Source organism: Stenotrophomonas sp. 2YAF26, from assembly GCF_052114625.1.
GTDB classification, from domain to species: domain Bacteria; phylum Pseudomonadota; class Gammaproteobacteria; order Xanthomonadales; family Xanthomonadaceae; genus Stenotrophomonas; species Stenotrophomonas indicatrix.
Map to the genome: position 1 here is coordinate 41,377 of NZ_JBFRFC010000015.1, position 19,928 is coordinate 61,304.

General features: G+C 66.9%; 17 protein-coding genes. 8 read left to right on the top strand and 9 right to left on the bottom strand.

Annotated features, from left to right (window positions below):
* Window positions 1-21 precede the first annotated feature (21 nt).
* Both AB4Y98_RS15455 and AB4Y98_RS15460 read left to right on the top strand, forming a co-directional pair.
* Window positions 22-669 (top strand): ABC transporter ATP-binding protein, encoded by a 648-nt coding sequence (locus AB4Y98_RS15455; RefSeq protein WP_059066070.1) that lies wholly within the window; start codon window positions 22-24, stop codon window positions 667-669.
* The gene (locus tag AB4Y98_RS15460; protein WP_033830380.1) at window positions 666-3,179 is read left to right on the top strand and encodes an ABC transporter permease; all 2,514 of its coding nucleotides are present in this window, start codon (window positions 666-668) and stop codon (window positions 3,177-3,179) included. The genes AB4Y98_RS15455 and AB4Y98_RS15460 overlap by 4 nt, the downstream gene beginning before the upstream one ends.
* A 238-nt stretch (window positions 3,180-3,417) precedes the next feature.
* Here the strand turns inward: AB4Y98_RS15460 and AB4Y98_RS15465 are convergent, their stop codons facing one another.
* From AB4Y98_RS15465 to AB4Y98_RS15485, 5 genes are all read right to left on the bottom strand, one after another.
* Window positions 3,418-4,353 (bottom strand): DUF6607 family protein, encoded by a 936-nt coding sequence (locus AB4Y98_RS15465; RefSeq protein ID WP_442244643.1) that lies wholly within the window; start codon window positions 4,351-4,353, stop codon window positions 3,418-3,420.
* 72 nt (window positions 4,354-4,425) lie between these two features.
* Window positions 4,426-5,028 (bottom strand): Hemin transport protein, encoded by a 603-nt coding sequence (locus AB4Y98_RS15470; protein WP_312108311.1) that lies wholly within the window; start codon window positions 5,026-5,028, stop codon window positions 4,426-4,428.
* A 4-nt stretch (window positions 5,029-5,032) separates the two neighbouring features.
* Window positions 5,033-7,219 (bottom strand): TonB-dependent hemoglobin/transferrin/lactoferrin family receptor, encoded by a 2,187-nt coding sequence (locus AB4Y98_RS15475; RefSeq protein WP_442244644.1) that lies wholly within the window; start codon window positions 7,217-7,219, stop codon window positions 5,033-5,035.
* A gap of 152 nt (window positions 7,220-7,371) precedes the next feature.
* Window positions 7,372-7,566, bottom strand: coding sequence for a hemin uptake protein HemP (gene hemP / locus AB4Y98_RS15480; protein WP_005412278.1), 195 nt, complete (start codon window positions 7,564-7,566; stop codon window positions 7,372-7,374).
* Between the two features lie 197 nt (window positions 7,567-7,763).
* Window positions 7,764-8,735 (bottom strand): potassium channel beta subunit family protein, encoded by a 972-nt coding sequence (locus AB4Y98_RS15485; protein WP_033830379.1) that lies wholly within the window; start codon window positions 8,733-8,735, stop codon window positions 7,764-7,766.
* A gap of 193 nt (window positions 8,736-8,928) precedes the next feature.
* Between AB4Y98_RS15485 and AB4Y98_RS15490 the strand changes: the two genes are divergently transcribed.
* From AB4Y98_RS15490 to AB4Y98_RS15505, 4 genes are all read left to right on the top strand, one after another.
* Complete coding sequence (locus AB4Y98_RS15490) at window positions 8,929-10,227, top strand: NupC/NupG family nucleoside CNT transporter (protein WP_205406074.1); 1,299 nt, start codon at window positions 8,929-8,931, stop codon at window positions 10,225-10,227.
* A 25-nt stretch (window positions 10,228-10,252) separates the two neighbouring features.
* Window positions 10,253-11,218: a ribokinase gene (locus tag AB4Y98_RS15495; protein ID WP_312108318.1), complete on the top strand. Its 966-nt coding sequence runs from the start codon at window positions 10,253-10,255 to the stop codon at window positions 11,216-11,218.
* Between the two features lie 312 nt (window positions 11,219-11,530).
* Window positions 11,531-12,526, top strand: a complete 996-nt coding sequence (dusB, locus tag AB4Y98_RS15500; RefSeq protein WP_312108319.1) for a tRNA dihydrouridine synthase DusB — start codon at window positions 11,531-11,533, stop codon at window positions 12,524-12,526.
* Window positions 12,527-12,536: 10 nt separating this feature from the next.
* Window positions 12,537-13,364 carry a class I SAM-dependent methyltransferase gene (locus AB4Y98_RS15505; protein WP_442244645.1) on the top strand — a complete coding sequence of 276 codons (828 nt, stop codon included), beginning with the start codon at window positions 12,537-12,539 and terminating at the stop codon, window positions 13,362-13,364.
* A gap of 110 nt (window positions 13,365-13,474) precedes the next feature.
* On the opposite strand, the gene AB4Y98_RS15510 is transcribed toward AB4Y98_RS15505, so the two are convergent.
* From AB4Y98_RS15510 to AB4Y98_RS15520, 3 genes are all read right to left on the bottom strand, one after another.
* The gene (locus AB4Y98_RS15510) at window positions 13,475-14,509 is read right to left on the bottom strand and encodes a metal-dependent hydrolase (RefSeq protein WP_442244646.1); all 1,035 of its coding nucleotides are present in this window, start codon (window positions 14,507-14,509) and stop codon (window positions 13,475-13,477) included.
* Between the two features lie 117 nt (window positions 14,510-14,626).
* The gene (locus AB4Y98_RS15515) at window positions 14,627-15,427 is read right to left on the bottom strand and encodes a UDP-2,3-diacylglucosamine diphosphatase (protein ID WP_442244647.1); all 801 of its coding nucleotides are present in this window, start codon (window positions 15,425-15,427) and stop codon (window positions 14,627-14,629) included.
* Window positions 15,424-17,133, bottom strand: coding sequence for a lysophospholipid acyltransferase family protein (locus AB4Y98_RS15520; RefSeq protein ID WP_442244648.1), 1,710 nt, complete (start codon window positions 17,131-17,133; stop codon window positions 15,424-15,426). The genes AB4Y98_RS15515 and AB4Y98_RS15520 overlap by 4 nt, the downstream gene beginning before the upstream one ends.
* Before the next feature lie 313 nt (window positions 17,134-17,446).
* Between AB4Y98_RS15520 and metK the strand changes: the two genes are divergently transcribed.
* Window positions 17,447-18,658, top strand: coding sequence for a methionine adenosyltransferase (gene metK / locus AB4Y98_RS15525; protein ID WP_312111984.1), 1,212 nt, complete (start codon window positions 17,447-17,449; stop codon window positions 18,656-18,658).
* Window positions 18,659-18,806: 148 nt separating this feature from the next.
* Complete coding sequence (locus AB4Y98_RS15530; protein WP_089238821.1) at window positions 18,807-19,313, top strand: acyl-CoA thioesterase; 507 nt, start codon at window positions 18,807-18,809, stop codon at window positions 19,311-19,313.
* 70 nt (window positions 19,314-19,383) lie between these two features.
* Here AB4Y98_RS15530 and AB4Y98_RS15535 read toward each other — a convergent pair whose 3' ends face one another.
* Window positions 19,384-19,845 (bottom strand): hypothetical protein, encoded by a 462-nt coding sequence (locus AB4Y98_RS15535; RefSeq protein WP_080149995.1) that lies wholly within the window; start codon window positions 19,843-19,845, stop codon window positions 19,384-19,386.
* Window positions 19,846-19,928: the final 83 nt, after the last annotated feature.

Below are 19,928 nucleotides of genomic sequence, written 5' to 3' on the forward strand. Positions count from 1 at the left end.
GTCGACCAGGTCGGCAAATCCGTGCATGGTCCGGAGGGTGAAGTCCACATACTGGACAACATCACCCTGACCGTCCATGAAGGCACCAGCGTGGCCATCGTCGGCGCCTCCGGTTCCGGCAAGACCACCCTGCTCGGCCTGCTGGCCGGGCTGGACCTGCCCAGCCGTGGCCGCATCGCGCTGGCGGGCCAGGATCTGACGGCACTGGACGAAGAAGCGCGTGCACAGCTGCGCGCGCGCGACGTCGGCTTCGTCTTCCAGAGCTTCCATCTGCTGCCGGCGCTGACGGCGGCCGAGAACATCGCGCTGCCGCTGGAACTGGCCGGGCGCGAGGACCGCACGCGGGTGGATGAGGTTCTGGCTGCGGTCGGGCTTTCGCACCGCGCGCGCCACTATCCGCGGCAGTTGTCCGGCGGCGAGCAGCAGCGGGTCGCCCTCGCCCGCGCCTTCGTCAGCCGCCCGCGCATCCTGTTCGCTGACGAGCCCACCGGCTCGCTGGACCAAGCCACCGGCCAGCACATCAGCGATCTGCTGTTCGAACTCAATGCCGGCAGCGGTACCACCCTGGTGCTGGTCACCCACGACCTGCGCCTGGCGCAGCGCTGCCAGTACATCCATCGCATCGACAACGGCCGCCTGCAGCCGGTGGAACATGGAGTGGACGCATGAACCTGCTGCGGCATGCGTGGCGCGCGCTGCGCCGCGAAGCCCTGGCCGGTGACCTGCTGACCGTCTTCGCCGCCCTGGTACTGGGCGTGGCGGTGATGACGGCGGTGGGCACGCTGGTGAACCGGGTCAACCTGGCATTGACCGGCAGCGCGGCGGAAATGCTCGGCGGCGACCTCGGTGTTGCCGGCCGCGATGACCCGCCCGCCGCGTTCGTTGAGGAGGCGCAGCGACGCGGCCTGGCGCATACGCGGCTGGCCAGCTTCGGCAGCGTGCTGTTCCAGGGCGATGCCAGCCAGATGGCCAGCATCAAGGCCGTGGAAGCGGGCTACCCCCTGCGCGGCGCGCTGCGCGTGCGTGCCACGCCCGGCGGCGCGCTGATCGCCGATGCCGGAATGCCGGCCAAGGGCCAGGCCTATGCCGACCCACGCCTGCTGCAGGCACTGGGCCTGAAGGCCGGCGACGATCTGGAATTCGGTGCGGGCACGCTGCGCATCGCCGGCATCATCGAATCGGAACCGGATGCCGGTGGCGACCTCCTGACGCTGTCGCCGACCCTGCTGGTCAACCGCGCCGACGTGGAAGGCACCGGCCTGCTCGGCCCCGGCAGCCGCATCAATTACCGGGTGATGTTCGCCGGCCCTGCCGCCGACATCGCATCATTCCGGCAATGGCTGCTGCCGCAGGTAAAAGGCATGCGCCTGCTCAGCGTGAACGATACCCAGCGCGGGGTGCGCCAGGCCTTCGACCTGGCCGGTCGTTTCCTCGGCCTGAGCGCGCTGCTGGCGGTGCTGTTGGCCGGTGTTGCGACCGCACTGGCGGCCAACCGGTTCGCGCTGCGTCGCATCGACCAGGTGGCGATCCTGCGCTGCCTGGGCGCACGCCAGCGCGACATCCTGGCCGGTCTGGCGCTGCAGTTGCTGATGCTGGCGGTGCCGGCGTGTGCGATCGGCATCGGCCTGGGCATGGCGGCACAGGAAGGACTGGTGCAGGTACTGGGCAGCCTGGTGCCGCAACGCCTGCCGCTGCCCGAAGCCATGCCCGCGCTGACCGGCGCGGGGATCGGCCTGTTGCTGCTGTTCGGCTTCGGACTGCCGCCGCTGCTGCGCCTGCGTGGCGTGCCGCCGATGCGCGTGCTCAACCGCTCGTTCGCTGCCTTGCCGCCGGCCTCGCTGCTGGCCTATGTGGCTGCGCTGGCGGCCAGCCTGGTACTGGCGGTGCAGGTCACCGGCGATCTGAAACTGGCACTGTGGGTGCTCGGTGGCCTGGCCGGGCTGGCGGTGGCCGCCGGCGTGGTCGGGTTCCTGCTGCTGCAGCTGCTGCGCGGCCTGCAGCACCGCCTGCACGGCAACTGGCGGTTGGGCCTGGCGGCGCTGACGCGGCGGCGGATGCTGGCGGTGATGCAGCTGGTGGGGCTGTCACTGTCGCTGTGCGCCCTGCTGTTGCTGGCGGTGATCGGCCCCGGCCTGCTGCAGCAGTGGCGCGAGCGCCTGCCTGCGGACACGCCCAATTATTTCCTGATCAACATCCAGCCCGAGCAGCGCGACAGCGTGCTGGCTGCACTGCAGGGCCTGGGTGCGCACGATGCCAGCATCGAACCGATGGCCACCGGCCGCCTGATCGCGATCAACGGCAAGCCGCCGCTGCGGGTCGACCGCACGCCGGCCGAGGACACTCAACCGCAGGGCGAAGGCCAGCGCGACGACGATGACGAGAACCGGCCGCTGAACTTCAGTTGGCGCAGCACGTTCCCGCCGGCCAATACGCTGGTCAACGGCACCTTCTGGAAGCCGGACAGCACCGCCGCCGAGGCCTCGGTGGAGATCGGCTGGGCCAAGCGCTACGGCGTGTACCCGGGTGACCGCATCACCATTGCGGTGGGCGAGCAGCAGCGCGAGTTCAGCGTTACCAGCGTGCGCAAGGCCGACTGGAATACCTTCCGGCCGAACTTCTTCGTGTTGTTGAATCCGAACGCGGTGGGCGATACGCCGCACAATCTGCTGTCGGCGTTCCACCTGCCGGCGGGACAGGCTGCGGGTCTCGGGGCCCTTGTGCGCGCGCAACCGAACCTGTCGCTGCTGGACGTGGATGCGGTGATCTCGCAGGTGCGCGATGTGATGGAACGGGTAGCGCAGGCGGTGCAGCTGGTGATGGTGTTCAGCCTGCTGGCCGGCGTGCTGGTGCTGCTGGCGGCACTGCAGGCGACGGCTGGCGAGCGCCGCTATGACAGCGCGGTGCTGCGCACGCTGGGTGCGACGCGGCGCCAGCTGCGTGGCGCGGTACTGGTCGAGTTCGGTGCGCTGGGCGCGCTGGCTGCGCTGCTGGCGGTGGGCGCGGCAGCGGTGATCGGCGTGGCGGTGTCGCAGAAGGTGTTCGAACTGCCGCTGCTGCCGCCGTGGCCGGGCTTGCTGCTGGGTGGCCTGCTCGGCATCGGCCTGAGCCTGCTGGCTGGTTGGCTGGGCACCCGTCGGATCCTGCACACGCCACCGGCATTGGCATTGCGCGAGGCCTGACGCCGTTGTGAAAGCAAAGGCATCCACGCATGGCGTGGATCTACTAACGAGCCCCAGTAGATCCACGCCATGCGTGGATGCAGCGCCGATGATCCCAGTAGATCCACGCCATGCGTGGATGCAGCGCCGATGGTCCCAGTAGATCCACGTCATGCGTGGATGCAGTGCCGATGATCCCGGTAGATCCACGCCATGCGTGGATACGGTGCCGGGCAAGGCCGGCACCGCAGCGCGCCGATCAACCTTCCTTCGGCGCCTTTTTTACGTACTTGGCGAAGACTTCGTCGATCTGCTTGTCCTTCACCTTCTTGCCGGCCTGCACGTCCTCGGCCTGGGTGAACAACGGGATGATCATCGCCATGCCGTCGAGCTTGGTCTTCAGGTGCACGCCCGGGGCCTGGGTCAGGAAACCGTCCCAGCGCTGGCGCACCTTGCTCCAGTAACCGGCGGTGGCCTTCCAGTAATCGCGCGCCGGGGTGAAGTCGACCTCGGTGGTCCTGATGTAGTCGTTGAAGCCGAATTCGCGGGCGATTTCCACCTGGCTGCCATCCGCGTTGCGCTGCACCTTGGTGTTGAACTGCTCGTGGGTCCAGCCGTTCGGGGTCAGGGTGTGGCGGTTGACCACGGCCAGCGCGTTGTAATCGCTGCGCTTGGTGTACTCGCGGCGTGGCAGCGGCCGCCAGCTGATGTCGCTGGTCCAGGTCGGTACGTTGTTGAGGTAGGTCCACGTGCCAGTGCCGCAGTAGCGCGGTGCATCGCTGACTTCGTACACGCACTGGGTCCAGGCGCCCTGGTTGGTTGCGGCCGCGATCGTGCGCACCTGCCAGGTCTGGTCGGCGCTGAACTCGAAGCGGTTCGGCGCTTCATACACCCAGTCCTGCCGCCAGTGCTTGGTCACGTGGCCGCTCTTCTCGTCCAGCAGCAGGTGCTGCAGCACGATGCGCTTCGGCGTGTCCTCGACCACGATCACCACTTCGTTGCCACCGCTGCGCATGGCCGGCGCGCGCTCGTAGCCCGGCTTCAGCAGCACGGTCTCATCGAAGGCGAAATCCACCGTGTACTCCCCCTGCATGGCAAGGATGCTGTCATGGTCGCGGGCGATGTCGGAGGGCTGCGCGCTGGCGGCGCCACTGGCGGCGAGCAGCACCATCACGCTGGCTGTCTGGAACTTCATCGGGTCTTCCTTCGGGGTTGCAGGTTTCGTGGAAAGGCCATCCTGGCCGACAAGCAATCCATCGCAATCAGGTCACAGGCGGACCAGCGGCAGGTCGCCGGGAGCGCGCGCGGCAGGGCGGCGTGCGGCGTCGGCGCAGCAGCAGTCGTCGATCGCCAGTTCGCCTTCGGCGCCTTCCATGCGTGCGATGCGGCGCGCGGTGGCGGCACCGAGCGAAGACAGCGTGGACAGGCTGGCGGCCAGGGTCCGGCCCTCGTCGGCGGCGTGCAGGCGCAGCGTGCACAGACGCCAGCGTTGTCCGCCCAGGTGCCCGGCCAGGCGCCGCCACAGGCGTTCACCGACGCTGCCATCGCTATCGTGCGAAGGGCCCGGCGGCAGCGTCGCCACCAGCCGGTCCCAGGCCAGGAAATCGCTGTCCGGCAACAGGTACAGGCGCCACACGCAACGGCCACGTGCATCGAGGAAGCACAGGCTTTCGCGCAGGCCCTCGCTGTCCACGCCCTGGCAGGCATGCACCGATACCGCCTGGCGCCAACCGCCCAGCTCGCTGCCATCGGCGTGATACAGGCACAACACGGTGCCGAGCGCTGCCAGCTGTGCCGGCGCAGGCCAGGCCCGCAGCGACGAACGCGACAGGGAGGACGGCAGGCGACGCGCGGACAGGGCTCGGCTCATGGGATCACCAGGACACGGCAAGGCTGGCCGACAGAGTGCGGCCGGGGCTGGTATAGCGGTCCAGAACGGTACTGGTGGCCGACAGGGTCGAGCCGACGTTGGACCAGTCGATGTAACGCTTGTCACCCAGGTTGAACACACCGACGTTGAAAGTGGCGCCCGGGGCGAAGTTCCAATGCGCCATCAGGTCGGCCACGCCATAACCGGCCGGGCGATAGGCGGTGGTGCTGGCCAGCCGGTCCTTGCGCTTGACGAAGGTGCCTGCCAGTTCAACACCCCAGGTATCGGTGTCGTACATCAGGCCGACGGTGCCGCGCAGCGGATCGACCGAATCCAGCGGCGTGTCTTCGGTCTTGTTGTCGCCGCGCGACCACGCCACCGCACTGCGCAGCGCCCAGCCCTGCAGTGCGGGACTGATCTGGCCGAAGTCGACGCCGGCCTTCAGTTCGGCGCCGTAGATGCGTGCGTCGGCGATGTTGCGCGACTGGAACACCATCAAGCCCTGCGGATTGGTACCCACCAGCGTCTGCGACTCGATGAAGTCCTTGTAGTCGTTGTAATAGCCGCTCAGGCTCACGTACGCCGCCGGCGACAGGAAGCGCAGGCCCAGTTCGACGCCGTCGCTGGTTTCCGGCTTCAGGTCCGGATTGGGAATGGCGGTGTAGCCGAAAGCGAAATTGGTGAAGCCGAGGTTGACGTCGTTGTACGGCGGCGAGCGGAAACCACGCGAGTAACCGGCAAACAGCGACCACTCATCGGTGAAGCGATAGACCAGGCCGAACTTCGGCGACACGCTGGTCTTCTTCAGTTCCGACACGGCCACGCCGGGGTTGTCCTCGGCGAAGATGCTGTCCACGTCCGGCTTCAGTTCGTAGCGGTCCACGCGCACGCCCGGCACCAGCGACAGCTTGCCGTCGGCCAGGCGCATTTCATCCTGCGCGTACAGGCCCAGCTCGGTGGCCTTGCTGATGGGGAAATCGCGCACGGGGAACGCGTCGGGCAGGATCGTCGTGCTGACCACGCCACGGTTGCTGACCTGGTAGCCATCGCGCTTCTGGCGGATCTCGGTGCGGGCGCCATCGAAGCCATAGGTCAGCGCGTGTTCGACGCTGCCGGTGCTGAAGGCCTTGTTGAACACCGCCTGCAGGCCATACACGCGCTGATCGAAACTGAACTCGCGATGGCGGCGACTGCCATTGGCGCGCGCCTCATCGGTGCGCTGCGTGGTTTCGCTGTCCTGCGTGTAGACCTGCCAGTGCAGGCTGTCGGCAAAGCCCTTGTCCAGCGCATCCATCTCGTGGGCGAAGGACACGCGGGTGCGGCTCTGCTTGTCGCGCGCCTTCATGCCGGTGGTGGTGGTGCGGTCGATCGAGGACAGCACGTCGGTATCGGTGTTGTCTTCGTTGCCTTCCACGGTCAGGCGGAAACGCTGGTCTTCGTTGGGCGCATAGACCAGCTTGGCCAGGCCGCTGCGACCATCGCGGTCCTGCGGGTTGGCCGCGGTGCGCGTGTTGTCATTGCTGCGCACATCGCCCTTGTTGTCGGTTTCCTGGCCCTGGCGGTGGTTGATGTTGACCATGCCACTCCAGTGTTCGCCACCGAAGGCGCTGGTGACGCCACCGAGCAGGCCTTTCCACTCGCCGTCGTAGCCGAATTTCAGGCCGACGTAGCTGTCCTTGCCATCCTTGAGGTAATCAGCCGGATCCTTGGTGACGAAGGCAACCACGCCGCCAAGTGCGTCCGAGCCGTACAGCGAACTGGCCGGCCCGCGCACGATCTCCACGCGCTTGAGCGTGTCCAGGTCGGTGAAGTTGCGGTTGGCGTTGGAGAACGAGCCGATGTTGAAGCTGGTCGGCATGGCGATGCCATCGGTCTGGATGCGCACGCGGTTGCCGTCCAGGCCACGGATACGGATGCTGCCGAGGCCGAAACGGGTGGCACTGCGGCTGACCGACAGGCCCGGCTCGTAGCGGACAAGATCCTTGATGTCCTGCACCAGCTGCCGGTCCATCTGCTCGCGGTCGATCACATCGACGGTGGCGGCGACATCGCTGACCGCACGTTCGGTACGGGTGGCGGTGACCTGCACGCGATCGAACTCGCGCGCGTCGGGCGCGGCATCGGCAGCAGCGTGGGCGGACAGCGGCAGGGCCATCCACAGGGCAATGGAAAGGGCAGTCGGGCGGGTCATCGGCATCGTTCGGTCAGGCAGGGGAACCCCCGGCCACCGCCACGCCAAACAGGCATGAAAGGTAGACCGAGGGGGAGAGAGCAGGGGCGGACGGGTCGCCCACCCTGCCGGCGCTGCCGACAGGAGGGAGGGAGGCGGGCGACCAGACCGCGTTACTTGGTCAGGATCAGCTTGTCGTTGCTGGTATGACGCAGACGGTAGAAGCGGTCACCGTGCTGGATCAGGATTTCACGACGGCCCTTGAGCAGGGCTTCGCTGTCGATGACCTCTTCCGGCGGCACGACACGAACGGGGCGGTCGCGGAGGGTCAGCGTTTCGGGGCGCAGCAGTACAGGTTGAGCATTCATGAGCATCTGGACTCGTGCGAGGGACGAGTTAAATGATAATGATTCTCAGTTGACAATCAACAACCATTCTCAACTTCATTGATGGAATTAATGATCGAAATCTAATATTCGATAGCCACCATCTATTGAAACCGGCGCAACTGGGCGCGGGAGGGCCGACCGAGCGTGGGTTCGGCCCTACCCCCTGTCCCCGTTCCTCAGGCGAATACGGCTTCCACCTGCGCCCAGCCGGCGTCGTCCACCTGCGCCAGCACGTCCAGCGCCTGCAGGTTCTGCAACAGCTGGCTGACCCGGCTGGCGCCGAGGATCACGCTGGAGACGTTGGGATTGCGCAGGCACCAGGCGATGGCCAGGCTGGCCGGGGCGTGACCCAGCTCGCGGGCCACCGCACTGAAGCGGCGCACCCGGGCCAAACGCTCATCGGCGTTGTCGCCCAGCACCAGGTCCTGCAGCCAGCCCATGCCTTCGCGGCCCAGGCGCGCATCGGCCGGGACGCCGTCGTCGTACTTGCCGCTCAGCAGGCCCGAGGCCAGCGGCGAGAAGATCGTGGTGCCCAGTCCGGCAGTGGCATACAGCGGCGCGTACTCCACTTCCACGCGCTGACGGTGCAGCAGGTTGTACTGCGGCTGCTCCATCGACGGCGCCTGCAGGTTGTGGCGCGCGGCGATGTCCACCGCCTCCTGGATCTGGTTGGCCGACCATTCCGACGTACCCCAGTACAGCACCTTGCCCTGCCGGACCAGGGTGTCCATGGCATGCACCGTCTCAGCGATCGGCGCGTCCGGATCCGGACGATGACAGTAATAAAGGTCCAGGTAGTCCACCCGCAGGCGCTTGAGCGCAGCGTGGCAGGCGTCGGTCACATGCTTGCGCGACAGGCCGCGCTGGGTGGGCCGGGGGTCCTTGGCACTGCCGAAGAACACCTTGCTGGACACGCAGAAACCATCGCGCGGCAGGCGCAGGTCGACAAGCACATCGCCCATCACCTGCTCTGCGCGGCCGTTGGCATAGCCCTCGGCGTTGTCGAAGAAGTTGATGCCATGGTCCCAGGCCGCCGCCACCAGGTTGCGCGCCTCATCGCGTGGCACCTGGTCGCCGAAGGTCACCCAGGCGCCGAAGGACAGGGCGGAAATCGGCAGGCCGGTGGAGCCAAGGCGACGGTAGAGCATGCGATTCTCCTGCTGCGGGCCCGCATACGGGCCGGGATCAAGCCACCATTCTACCTGTCCCGGCAGGCGCAACCCCTTGCTGTTGCTGGCCTGATCGGAGCCGATGGCCGCGCGCAGACGGCTTTTCCTTGCTCCGGCCCCTGCCCTGCACTAGGCTTCCCGTTTTTCGCGACGCCCCAGGGGAGTCACTCAGATGGTCGAAGGTTTGGGCAGGATCGGCTTCGGCCTGTTCGGTTTGGCGGTGCTGATCGGCATCACCTGGCTGTTTTCCAACAACAAGCGCGCGGTGGACTGGAAGCTGGTCGCCACCGGCATCACCCTGCAGATCGCCTTTGCAGCCCTGGTGATCCTGGTACCGGGCGGGCGCGACGTGTTCGATGCGCTGGGCCAGGGCTTCGTGAAGGTGCTGAGCTTCGTCAACGAAGGTTCGAAGTTCATCTTCGGCTCGTTGATGGACGTCAAGAACTACGGTTTCATCTTCGCCTTCCAGGTGCTGCCGACGATCATCTTCTTCTCGGCGCTGATGGGGGTCATGTACCACCTCAACGTCATGCAGGCGATCGTGCGGGTGATGGCCTGGTCGATCACCAAGGTGATGCGCGTGTCCGGTGCGGAAACCACCAGCGTCTGCGCCAGCGTGTTCATCGGCCAGACCGAGGCGCCGCTGACGGTGCGTCCGTACATCGCCAAGATGACCCAGTCCGAACTGCTGACGATGATGATCGGCGGCATGGCCCATATCGCCGGCGGCGTGCTGGCCGCGTACGTGGGCATGCTGGGCGGTGGCGATCCGGTGCAGCAGGCGTTCTACGCCAAGCACCTGCTGGCGGCCAGCATCATGGCGGCCCCGGCCACCCTGGTCGTGGCCAAGCTGCTGATTCCGGAAACCGGCACCCCGCTGACCCGCGGCACGGTCAAGATGGAAGTGGAGAAGACCTCCAGCAACATCATCGACGCGGCCGCTGCCGGCGCCGGTGACGGCCTGAAGCTGGCACTGAACATCGGTGCGATGCTGCTGGCCTTCATCGCCCTGATCGCCCTGCTCAATGCGCCGCTGACCTGGATCGGTGAAGTGACCGGCCTGGCTGCTGCGATCGGCAAGCCGACCGACCTGTCGACCATCTTCGGCTACGTGCTGGCGCCGATCGCCTGGGTGATCGGCACCCCGTGGGCCGACGCCACCACTGTCGGTTCGCTGATCGGCCAGAAGGTCGTGATCAACGAGTTCGTCGCCTACACCGAACTGTCGAAGATCGTGAACGGCCAGGTGCCGGGCATGAGCCTATCGGAAGAAGGTCGCCTGATCGCCACCTACGCCCTGTGCGGCTTCGCCAATTTCAGTTCGATCGCGATCCAGATCGGCGGTATCGGCGGGTTGGCACCGGAACGACGCCACGATCTGGCCAAGTTCGGCCTGCGCGCGGTGCTGGGCGGTACCATCGCCACCTTCATGACGGCTACCATCGCCGGCGTGCTGACGCATTTCAGCTGAACCCTAGTTCGAGAAAAGATTCCCTATGAGCAGCAGTGTCGTTGTCGTCGGTTCCTTCAATGTCGATCACGTGTGGCGGTGCGAGTCGCTGCCGGCACCGGGTGCGACCATTGCCGGCCGCTACAGCACCGGTCCCGGTGGCAAGGGCTTCAACCAGGCCGTTGCCGCCTGCCGTGCCGGCGCTGACACCAGCTTCCTGTGTGCACTGGGCGACGATGCGGGTGGTGCCACCGCCCGTGACCTGGCCGCGCAGGATGGTTTCGCGCTGATCGCCGAAGCCAGCAGCGAGCCGACCGGCACCGCGGGCATCTATGTTGATGCCCGTGGCCGCAACACCATCGTCATCGGCCCGGGCGCCAACGCGGCGTTGAGCACCGACTTCGTACAGCAACAGCAGGCCCTGCTGACCGGCGCCAAAGTGGTGCTGGTGCAGCTGGAATCGCCGGTGCAGACCATCGAAGCGGCCCTGGCCGTGGCCCGTGAGGCCGGTGTCACCACCGTTCTCAACGCCGCCCCGGCTGATGCCCCGTCGAGCATCGGCCTGCTGAAGCTGGCCGATGTGATCACCCCGAACGAAACCGAGTTCGCCGCCCTGCTCGGCCGTCATGTCGGCGAGCGCGTGGATGCCAACGACGTCGCCGCGCTGGACGGCGCCAGCCTGCACGCGCTGTGCCGCAAGCTGGTCGGCAACGGCACGGTGGTGGTGACCCTGGGTTCGGTGGGCGTGTTCGTGTCGCATGCCGACGAGCACCTGCGTGGCGACGCCCAGCCGTACTACCGCGTGGGTGCCGAACAGGTGCAGGCAATCGACACTACCGGTGCCGGCGATGCCTTCAACGGTGCGCTGGTGGCCTCGATGGCGCAGGTGCCGGACGCTCCGTTCGCCCGCCACGTGCGCTTCGCCAACCAGTTCGCCGGTCGCTCGACCGAGAAGGAAGGCGCGGCCGCGGCAATGCCGCGCTTCACCCCGGCCGATGCCGAAGTGAAGTAACGCGACATCCCCGTGGGGATGATGATCGGGCCCGGGCATGCAGATGCCCGGGCCTTTTCACGTTCATGGGCAAGGCCCCATCCACGCATGGCGTGGATCTACCGGGTACTGGGTGCGATGGCCCCATCCACGCGTGGCGTGGATGCGCCTTGCCGGCCCGCCGAGCCGCCCACCATGACCGGCCCTTGGGGGCGCCGGAAGCAACCGTCAAGCATCTGCTGATGCCCGTCCGGCATGAGGTCGGTCCGGATGGGTCTGAAACGGCAGGCCGGCAAGCCAGCCGGGGCACCAACCGCGCCCTACAATGGGCGCATGCAGATCGGCCCGTACTCCATTGCCCCCAACGTCGTGCTCGCGCCCATGGCCGGCGTCACCGACAAGCCCTTCCGCCTGCTGTGCAAACGGCTGGGCGCAGGTCTGGCTGCCTCGGAAATGACCATCAGCGACCCGCGTTTCTGGAATACGCGCAAGTCGATTCACCGCATGGACCATGCCGGTGAGCCGGCGCCGATCAGCGTGCAGATCGCCGGCACAGAGCCGCAGCAGCTGGCCGACGCCGCCCGCTACAACGTCGACCATGGCGCGCAGATCATCGACATCAACATGGGCTGCCCCGCCAAGAAGGTGTGCAACGCCTGGGCGGGCTCGGCGCTGATGCGCGACGAGCTGCTGGTCGCGCGCATCCTGGAAGCAGTGGTGAACGCGGTGGACGTGCCGGTGACGCTGAAGATCCGCACCGGCTGGGACTGCGATCATCGCAATGGCCCAGTCATCGCCCGCGTTGCCGAAGATAGTGGCATCGCCGCACTGGCCGTGCACGGCCGTACCCGCGACCAGCACTACACCGGCCAGGCCGAGTACGCCACGATCGGCGAGATCAAGGCTGCGTTGCGCATCCCGGTGATCGCCAACGGCGACATCGATTCGCCGCAGAAGGCCGCCTTCGTACTGCAGCAGACCGGCGTGGATGCGGTGATGATCGGCCGCTCCGCACAGGGCCGGCCGTGGATCTTCCGCGAGGTGGCGCATTACCTGGCCACCGGCGAAGAACTGCCGCCGCCGTCACTGGCCGAAGTCCGCGACATCCTGCTCGGCCATCTGCACGCGCTGCACGATTTCTATGGCGAACCGCAGGGCGTGCGCATCGCGCGCAAGCACCTTGGCTGGTACGCCAAGGACCGGCCGGAGAATGCCGCGTTCCGCGCGGTGGTCAACCGCGCCGAAGATCCGGCCAGCCAGATCGCGCTGACCACCGACTATTTCGACCGCCTGATCGCCGGGGAACCGGCGATGTCTTCCGCTGCCTGAGCCCGCCCCCATGACCCCGCCGATTTCTTCCCCGACCTACCTGCACGGGTTCTCCGGCACCGAGCAGCAGCGCCTGATGACCCAGGCGCGCCTGCTGGAATCGAGCATCTTCGGCCAGATCGATTACAGCGGCGCAAAGCGCCTGCTGGAAGTCGGCAGCGGCGTGGGTGCACAGACCGAGATCCTGCTGCGTCGCTTCCCCGAGCTGCACGTGACCGGCGTGGACCTGAGCGAGACCCAGCTGGAAGCCGCACGCGAGAACCTGGCGCGCACCCCGTGGTGCAGCGACCGTTACACCCTGCAGCAGGCCGATGCCGGCGAACTGCCCTTCGATGCGCGCACCTTCGATGCGGCCTTCCTGTGCTGGGTGCTGGAACACGTGCCGTCGCCGGCGCGCGTGCTGAGTGAAGTACGTCGCGTGTTGGCCCCGGGTTCGCCGGTGTACATCACCGAAGTGATGAATGCCTCGTTCCTGCTTGATCCGTATTCGCCGCACATCTGGCGCTACTGGATGGCCTTCAACGATTTCCAGTATGACCATGGCGGTGATCCGTTCGTCGGCGCCAAGCTGGGCAACCTGCTGCTGGCCGGTGGCTTCCGCGACGTGCACACCGAGATCAAGACCATCCACCTGGACAATCGCGAACCGGCACGCCGCAAGACGATGATCGCGTTCTGGGAACAGCTGCTGCTGTCGGCGGCCGACCAGCTGCTGCAGGCAGGCACGGTGGACGAAGAGACCGTGGAGGGCATGCGCCGCGAGTTCCGGCTGGTACAGAACGATCCGAACGCGGTGTTCTTCTATTCGTTCGTGCAGGGCCGCGCAACGGTGTATTGAGCGGCCTGCGGTATACGCCATCCATGTGATCGGCGTGCACGGATGCAGTAGAGCCACGCCATGCGTGGCTGCCGCCGCCGATGCACACCCCATCCACGCATGGCGTGGATCTACTGCTCGGGTTCGTGCCAGATGCGCTGCCACATCGCCGACAACCGGCGGCCGGCATCGGCACGCGCGGCCGGGCTGCTGTAGTCCACCCGCAGCTGCTCGGGCACGATCGCGCGCCACTGGCCGTCAACCTGCTCGGCCACCGCGAAGTTGAAGGTGTAGTCCGGCTCCAGGCCCATGCGCAGGTCGCTCAGCACCAGCTTGCCCTGCACCACCTGCGCGCGCATGAAGCCACGGTTGAACCACTGCAGACGCTGTACTGCCGGAATTTCCGCGGCTTCGCGCAATGCCTGCACGTTGGACGGATGCCCTTCGAAACGCATCGGCGCCTCGTCGGCTACCAGCGAGCGGTCACCCACCACGTAGCCATTGGGGGTCATCGCCACGACCCGCCACAGCAGGGTATTGAACGGCATCGGCACCGAGAACCGCGGAGCGTCGCCCAGGCCCATCGCGGCCAGGCTCTGCTGGGCGGCACGGTCGACCTGTGCCTTGGCGATCACCCCCCAGCCCAGGTACGCACTGCTGAGCAGCAGCGCAACGCCGAGCACCTTGCCCGCCCACGGTCGCGCGCGACCGAACCAGGCCAGCACGCAGCCCAGCAGCAGCCACACCGTGTAGCCGGGATCGATGATGAAGACACTCGAGCCCATCGCGGGATGTGGCTGCAACGGCCACCACAGCTGCGTGCCGTAGACGGTGAACGCATCCAGCACCGGATGGGTGACCAGCGCCAGCTGGATCGCCCAGAACCAGCGCAGCGGTGATTGCGCCACCCGGCCGTTGCCGAAGCGCTTGAACAGCCACCAGATCAGCGCGGCCACCCACGGCAGCACCAGCAGCGAATGACTGAAGCTGCGATGGTCGGTCATGTTCGCCACCGGGTCGGCGGCGGCAAAGCCCAGCCACAGGGCATCCAGGTCCGGCAGGGTACCGAGCGCAGCACCGGCCAGCAGGGCGGCACGGCGGTGTCCGGGCGGGGCGATGGCGGCAGCGACGGCGCCGCCGAGAACGATCTGGGTCAATGAGTCCATCGGCCGATGCTAGCGGGTTGCGTCGACGCCGTCTCGGTAGCGTCGAACCGCGCCACCATTGCTCGACAGGCGCCAGTACGTCGAGCGCATCGCAAGGCGCCAGGATGCGTCCACCCGCTACGCCGCCTGCGACAACCGCGCTCCCGGCAGCTCCACCAACGTCCGCCCGTTGTGGTCCAGCAGCCGCAAGGCGCCGTCGTGGTCCTCGGCCAATGCCGTCAGGCTCTCCACCCAGTCGCCGTCATTGGCGTAGACCAGACCATCGCGTTCGATCAGCGCGGCGCGGTGGATGTGCCCACAGATGATGCCGTCGAGGCCTCGCCGGCGAACATCGTCCAGGCCGGCCTGCACGAAGCGCTCGATGTAGCGTTCAGCGGCGCCACTCTGCCGTTTCAGGAATTCGGACAGTGACCAGTAGCGCATCCCGAGTCGACGCCGCACCGCGTTCAACAGGTGGTTGCCGGTGAGGATGCGGTAGTACAGCCAGTCACCAAAGTGCTCCTGCAGGCCACCGAAGTGGGTGACACCGTCATAGTCGTCGCCATGCGCCACCAGCAGCCGGCGGCCATCGGCCGTGGTGTGGATCGCGCGGCGGCGAACCTGCATCGCCGGCAGCATCAGGCCGCACACCTGGCGCAGCGAAGCGTCGTGGTTGCCGGGGATGTAGATGATCTCGGTACCGGCGCGGCGCAGCGCGTGCAGGGCCAGGATGACCTCGCTGTGCGATTGCCGCCAGTTGGCGCGTCGGTGCGCCATCCACCACAAATCGATGATGTCGCCGACCAGATACAGGCGCTCGCAGCGCAGGGTGCCGAGGAAACGCGCCAGCTCGGTGGCGTGGCAATGCCGCGACCCGAGATGCACATCCGAGACGAACACGGCGCGGCGATGCGGTGCCAGGTTCGCCAGCGTGCTCATGCCGGCATCCCCGCATCGCGCAGATAGCGTTTGCGCTTGTGTGGCCGGATCGCGTGCAGGTCGACTTCGATCAGACCGTCGATCGAGTCGCTGAAATCCGGGTCGACGCCGAACGCCAGGAACCGCGCACCGCCGGGTTCGCACAGGTCTGTGTACTGCCGGTACAAGGTGGGCACACCCGTACCGAGCGCGGCGAGATTGGCCTTGAGCACGTCGAAGGCCGCCGCCGCATCCATCTCACCAAAGCAAGGTGGCGCGGCGAAGTACTGGAACGGCCGGTTTGATTGCACCCGCCCATCGGCCGCGCCGTAATACCGCTGGTAGTAGGCCACCAGCTGCTCGCGCGCATCGCGTGGCAGTGCTGCGCTGATCGACACCGCACCAAACAGGTAGCGGATGCCAGGCTGGCATTGCAGGTAGGCGCCGATGCCCTGCCACAGGTAATCCAGGCTGCGGCTGCCCCAGTAATCGGGCACCACGAAGCTGCGGCCCAATTCCAGGCCTTCGGCAATGCGTGGAATGGCGTCGTCGGAATAGCGGAACAGCGAAGCGCTGTAGAGCCCGGCCAGGCCCCGGCGCGCCAACGCCTGCGCGCCACGCATGATCCGGTAGGCACCGGCGATGCGCTGAGCGGTGCCATCCCAGATCACGATGTGCTGGTAGTGCAGGTCGAAGTCGTCCAGGTCGCGACTGCGACCCGTGCCCTCGCCCACCTGGCGGAAGGTCAGTTCGCGCAGCCGCCCCAGCTCGTGCAGCAGCGGCGAATCAGCGGCGCAGCTGGCCAGCAGGATCTGTTTGCCATCGGCGGTCTGCCCCAGCACGGTGGCAGCGGCAATCCCAGCGGCGACCTGTGCAGGCGGCACCGGCGCGGCCAGCGGCTCGGGCCCTGCCGGGCAGCCTTCGGCAATCGCTGTGCCGCGCCCCAGCGCATATACCGCGCGGCGCACCGCCAGCAGCTGCGCGCCGGGATCCCCCTGCCCCAGCTGCATCGGTTCGCCGATGCGCAGCCGCAGCGGCCGGCCGCGGCGGGCGAACATCTCGCGCGCCAGCAGTGCCGTACCGGCCGGCTTGAACAGAGTCGAGGCGCCGTAGAACAGCGCCGAATTGCGCGCTTCCACCCGCACCGGTAGTACCGGAGCGGCGGCGGCACGGGCAAAGCGGACAAACCCCCGCTGCCAGCGACCATCGCGGATGCCAAGCAGCGACAACCGCGAGACCTCGCCGGCCGGGAACACGATCACGCACTGTTCGGCCGCCAGCGCCTGCTCCACCGCCTGCAGGCTGGTGCGCTGGACCTTGCCACCGAGGATGCGTACCGGCAGCAGCAGGTCCTGCAGCGGACCGATCGCGCCCAGCAGATCGTTGGCCACGATCCGCACGTCACGGCGGATGCGGCCGACCGCATCCAGCAGTGCCAGCGCATCCAGCGCGCCGGAGGGGTGGTTGGCCACGATCAGCAGGCGGCCGGTGGCCGGGATCCGCGCCAGCGCGGCGGGGTCCACGTGGTAGCGGCCCTCGATGAACTCCAGCCCGGCGGCGACGAAGTCGAAACCGCGCACGTTGGCGTTGCGGCGCAGGAACGCCTCGATCCGGTCCAGCCGTGACCAGCGCCCGACGCTGCGCAGCAGGGGCCGGGCCAGTTGGCCGCGACGGCCATGGAACCAGTCGGGATAGCGTTGTTGCAGACGCTGTTCGAGTTCCTGCATGGCGTGTCCCCTCCTGCCCGGCGGCCGGGTTGGCCGAGAGCCTGCGCCCGGCAGGCGGCAGCCAGATGGCGGTTTGGCGGCAGAATGATGACGGCGCAGGCGCTGGCGCATCCGGTCCCGGCGGGCGCGGCAATGGTCACGCCAGTGGAACACTGCCTGTGCACGATGCCCCCGCAATGCCCGCCAGGCCTTGCCCTGCCGGGCACAACACCTTAACCACCGGCAACCCATACGGGTTCACAATGCACAGGCGGCGCACCCCGTGTATCATTCGCGCCCATCTTTCCATCCGAATCAAAGGATATTAAGCCTGATGTCCAGCTACCTCTTCACCTCCGAGTCGGTCTCTGAAGGCCATCCGGACAAGGTTGCCGACCAGATCTCCGATGCGGTGCTGGACGCGATCCTGACCCAGGACCAGCGCGCCCGTGTGGCCTGCGAGACCATGGTCAAGACCGGCGTTGCCATCGTTGCCGGCGAGATCACCACCAGCGCCTGGATCGACCTGGAAGCGCTGACCCGCAAGGTCATCGTGGACATCGGCTATGACAGCTCCGAAGTCGGCTTCGACGGCGCCACCTGCGGCGTGCTGAACCTGATCGGCAAGCAGTCCCCGCACATCGCCCAGGGCGTTGACCGCAAGAAGCCGGAAGAAATGGGCGCTGGCGACCAGGGCCTGATGTTCGGCTATGCCACCAACGAAACCGACAGCTACATGCCGGCGGCGATCCACCTGTCGCACCGTCTGGTCGAGCAGCAGGCCAAGATCCGCAAGAAGCGCAACTCGCCGCTGTCGTGGCTGCGTCCGGACGCCAAGAGCCAGGTCACCCTGCGCTATGAAAACGGCGTGGTCTCGGCCATCGACGCGGTGGTCCTGTCGACCCAGCACGCCCCGGGCATCAAGCAGAAGGACCTCATCGAGGCCGTCCGCGAAGAAATCATCAAGCCGGTGCTGCCGGCCAAGTGGCTGCACAAGGGCACCAAGTTCCACATCAACCCGACCGGCAAGTTCGAGATCGGCGGCCCGGTGGGCGACTGCGGCCTGACCGGCCGCAAGATCATCGTCGACACCTACGGCGGCTGGGCCCGTCACGGTGGTGGCGCGTTCTCCGGCAAGGATCCGTCCAAGGTCGACCGTTCGGCCGCCTACGCTGCCCGCTACGTCGCCAAGAACGTCGTGGCCGCCGGCCTGGCCGACCGTTGCGAAGTGCAGGTCTCCTACGCCATCGGCGTGGCTGAGCCGACCTCGATCTCGGTCACCACCTTCGGCACCGGCAAGATCAGCGACGACAAGATCGAGAAGCTGATCCGCAAGCACTTCGACCTGCGCCCGTACGGCATCATCAAGATGCTGGACCTGATCCACCCGATGTACCAGCAGACCGCGGCCTATGGCCACTTCGGCCGCAAGCCGAAGGAGTTCAGCTACCTCAACGGCGAAGGCGAGACCGTCAACGCCACGGCCTTCTCCTGGGAGAAGACCGATCGCGCCGCCGCCCTGCGCGCCGATGCGAAGCTGAAATAAGAAACACGAAGGGCCGCGCAAGCGGCCCTTCTGCTTTCGGTAGTGCCGGCCGCTGGCCGGCAACCATGCATCGGTTTGCGCACATCATGAGGGTGCCGGCCGCTGGCCGGCAGATGGTAGTGCCGGCGCTTGCCGATACAATCGCCCCATGTCGACCGAACTCAAATCCCACCAGCTGTCCATGACCGTGCTGATGTCGCCGGAAATGGCCAATTTCTCCGGCAAGGTCCACGGTGGCGCGATCCTGCGCCTGCTCGACCAGGTCGCCTATGCCTGCGCCAGCCGCTATGCCGGCCGCTACGTGGTCACCCTGTCGGTGGACCAGGTGGTGTTCCGCCAGCCGATCGCGGTCGGCGAACTGGTCACCTTCCTGGCCTCGGTGAACTACACCGGCACCTCGTCGATGGAAATCGGCGTCAAGGTGGTGGCCGAGGACATCCTCAAGCGCAGCGTGCGCCACGCCAACAGCTGTTTCTTCACCATGGTGGCCGTGGACGAGGAAGGCCGGCCGACGCCGGTTCCATCGCTGCAGCCGGCCAGTTCGGACGAAAAGCGCCGCCAGGCCGCCGCGCTGATCCGCCGCCAGCTGCGCCAGGAAATGGAACAACGGCATCTGGAACTGCTGGCGTCCAATCCGCCGTCGCCGGAAGAGTGATCGCGGGCCGACCGGGCTCGGCACCTGGCAGACCGGTAGTGCCGGCCGCTGGCCGGCAACCTCCTCGTCGCTACTCGTCCATCTCAGGTAGATAGGGCGAAAGGAACGGCTCGATGTTCAACAACGGATCGGCCTCCGCCAGTGCAGCCTCTGCATCCACGGACGACACCACGTACATGTAGTAGTCGTATCCGAAGTGCACTTCGGCGCTATCGCTCACCAACTTGCACCAGATGACGTTGCGCAGAACGTCACGCACCACCCGCTCGATCCCGTACAAATCCAGCGACTGGCCCTCGTGGTAGCCGCGTGAATCACGCCGTTCAAGCGACTGGATGCGCAGTGACTCGACACCTATGCCGATGCAGAAACGCCTGATCGCATCCAGATAGGCATCCTCGACAACGAGGTAATCCTCGATGCTCACGCGCTTGCCGACATCGCTGAAGTCAGTCCACTCTTCGGTCGGTGACCCCAGGTAGCCTTCGGGCGTCCGCTGCCAGTATTTGGTGATACGCCAAGAATGCTTCATGGGGCGGGAGGATACCGGAAGGTGCCGGGGCAGCCGTGCATCGGGCATGCATGGGAGTGCCGGGGGCGGCCGGCACTACTCCT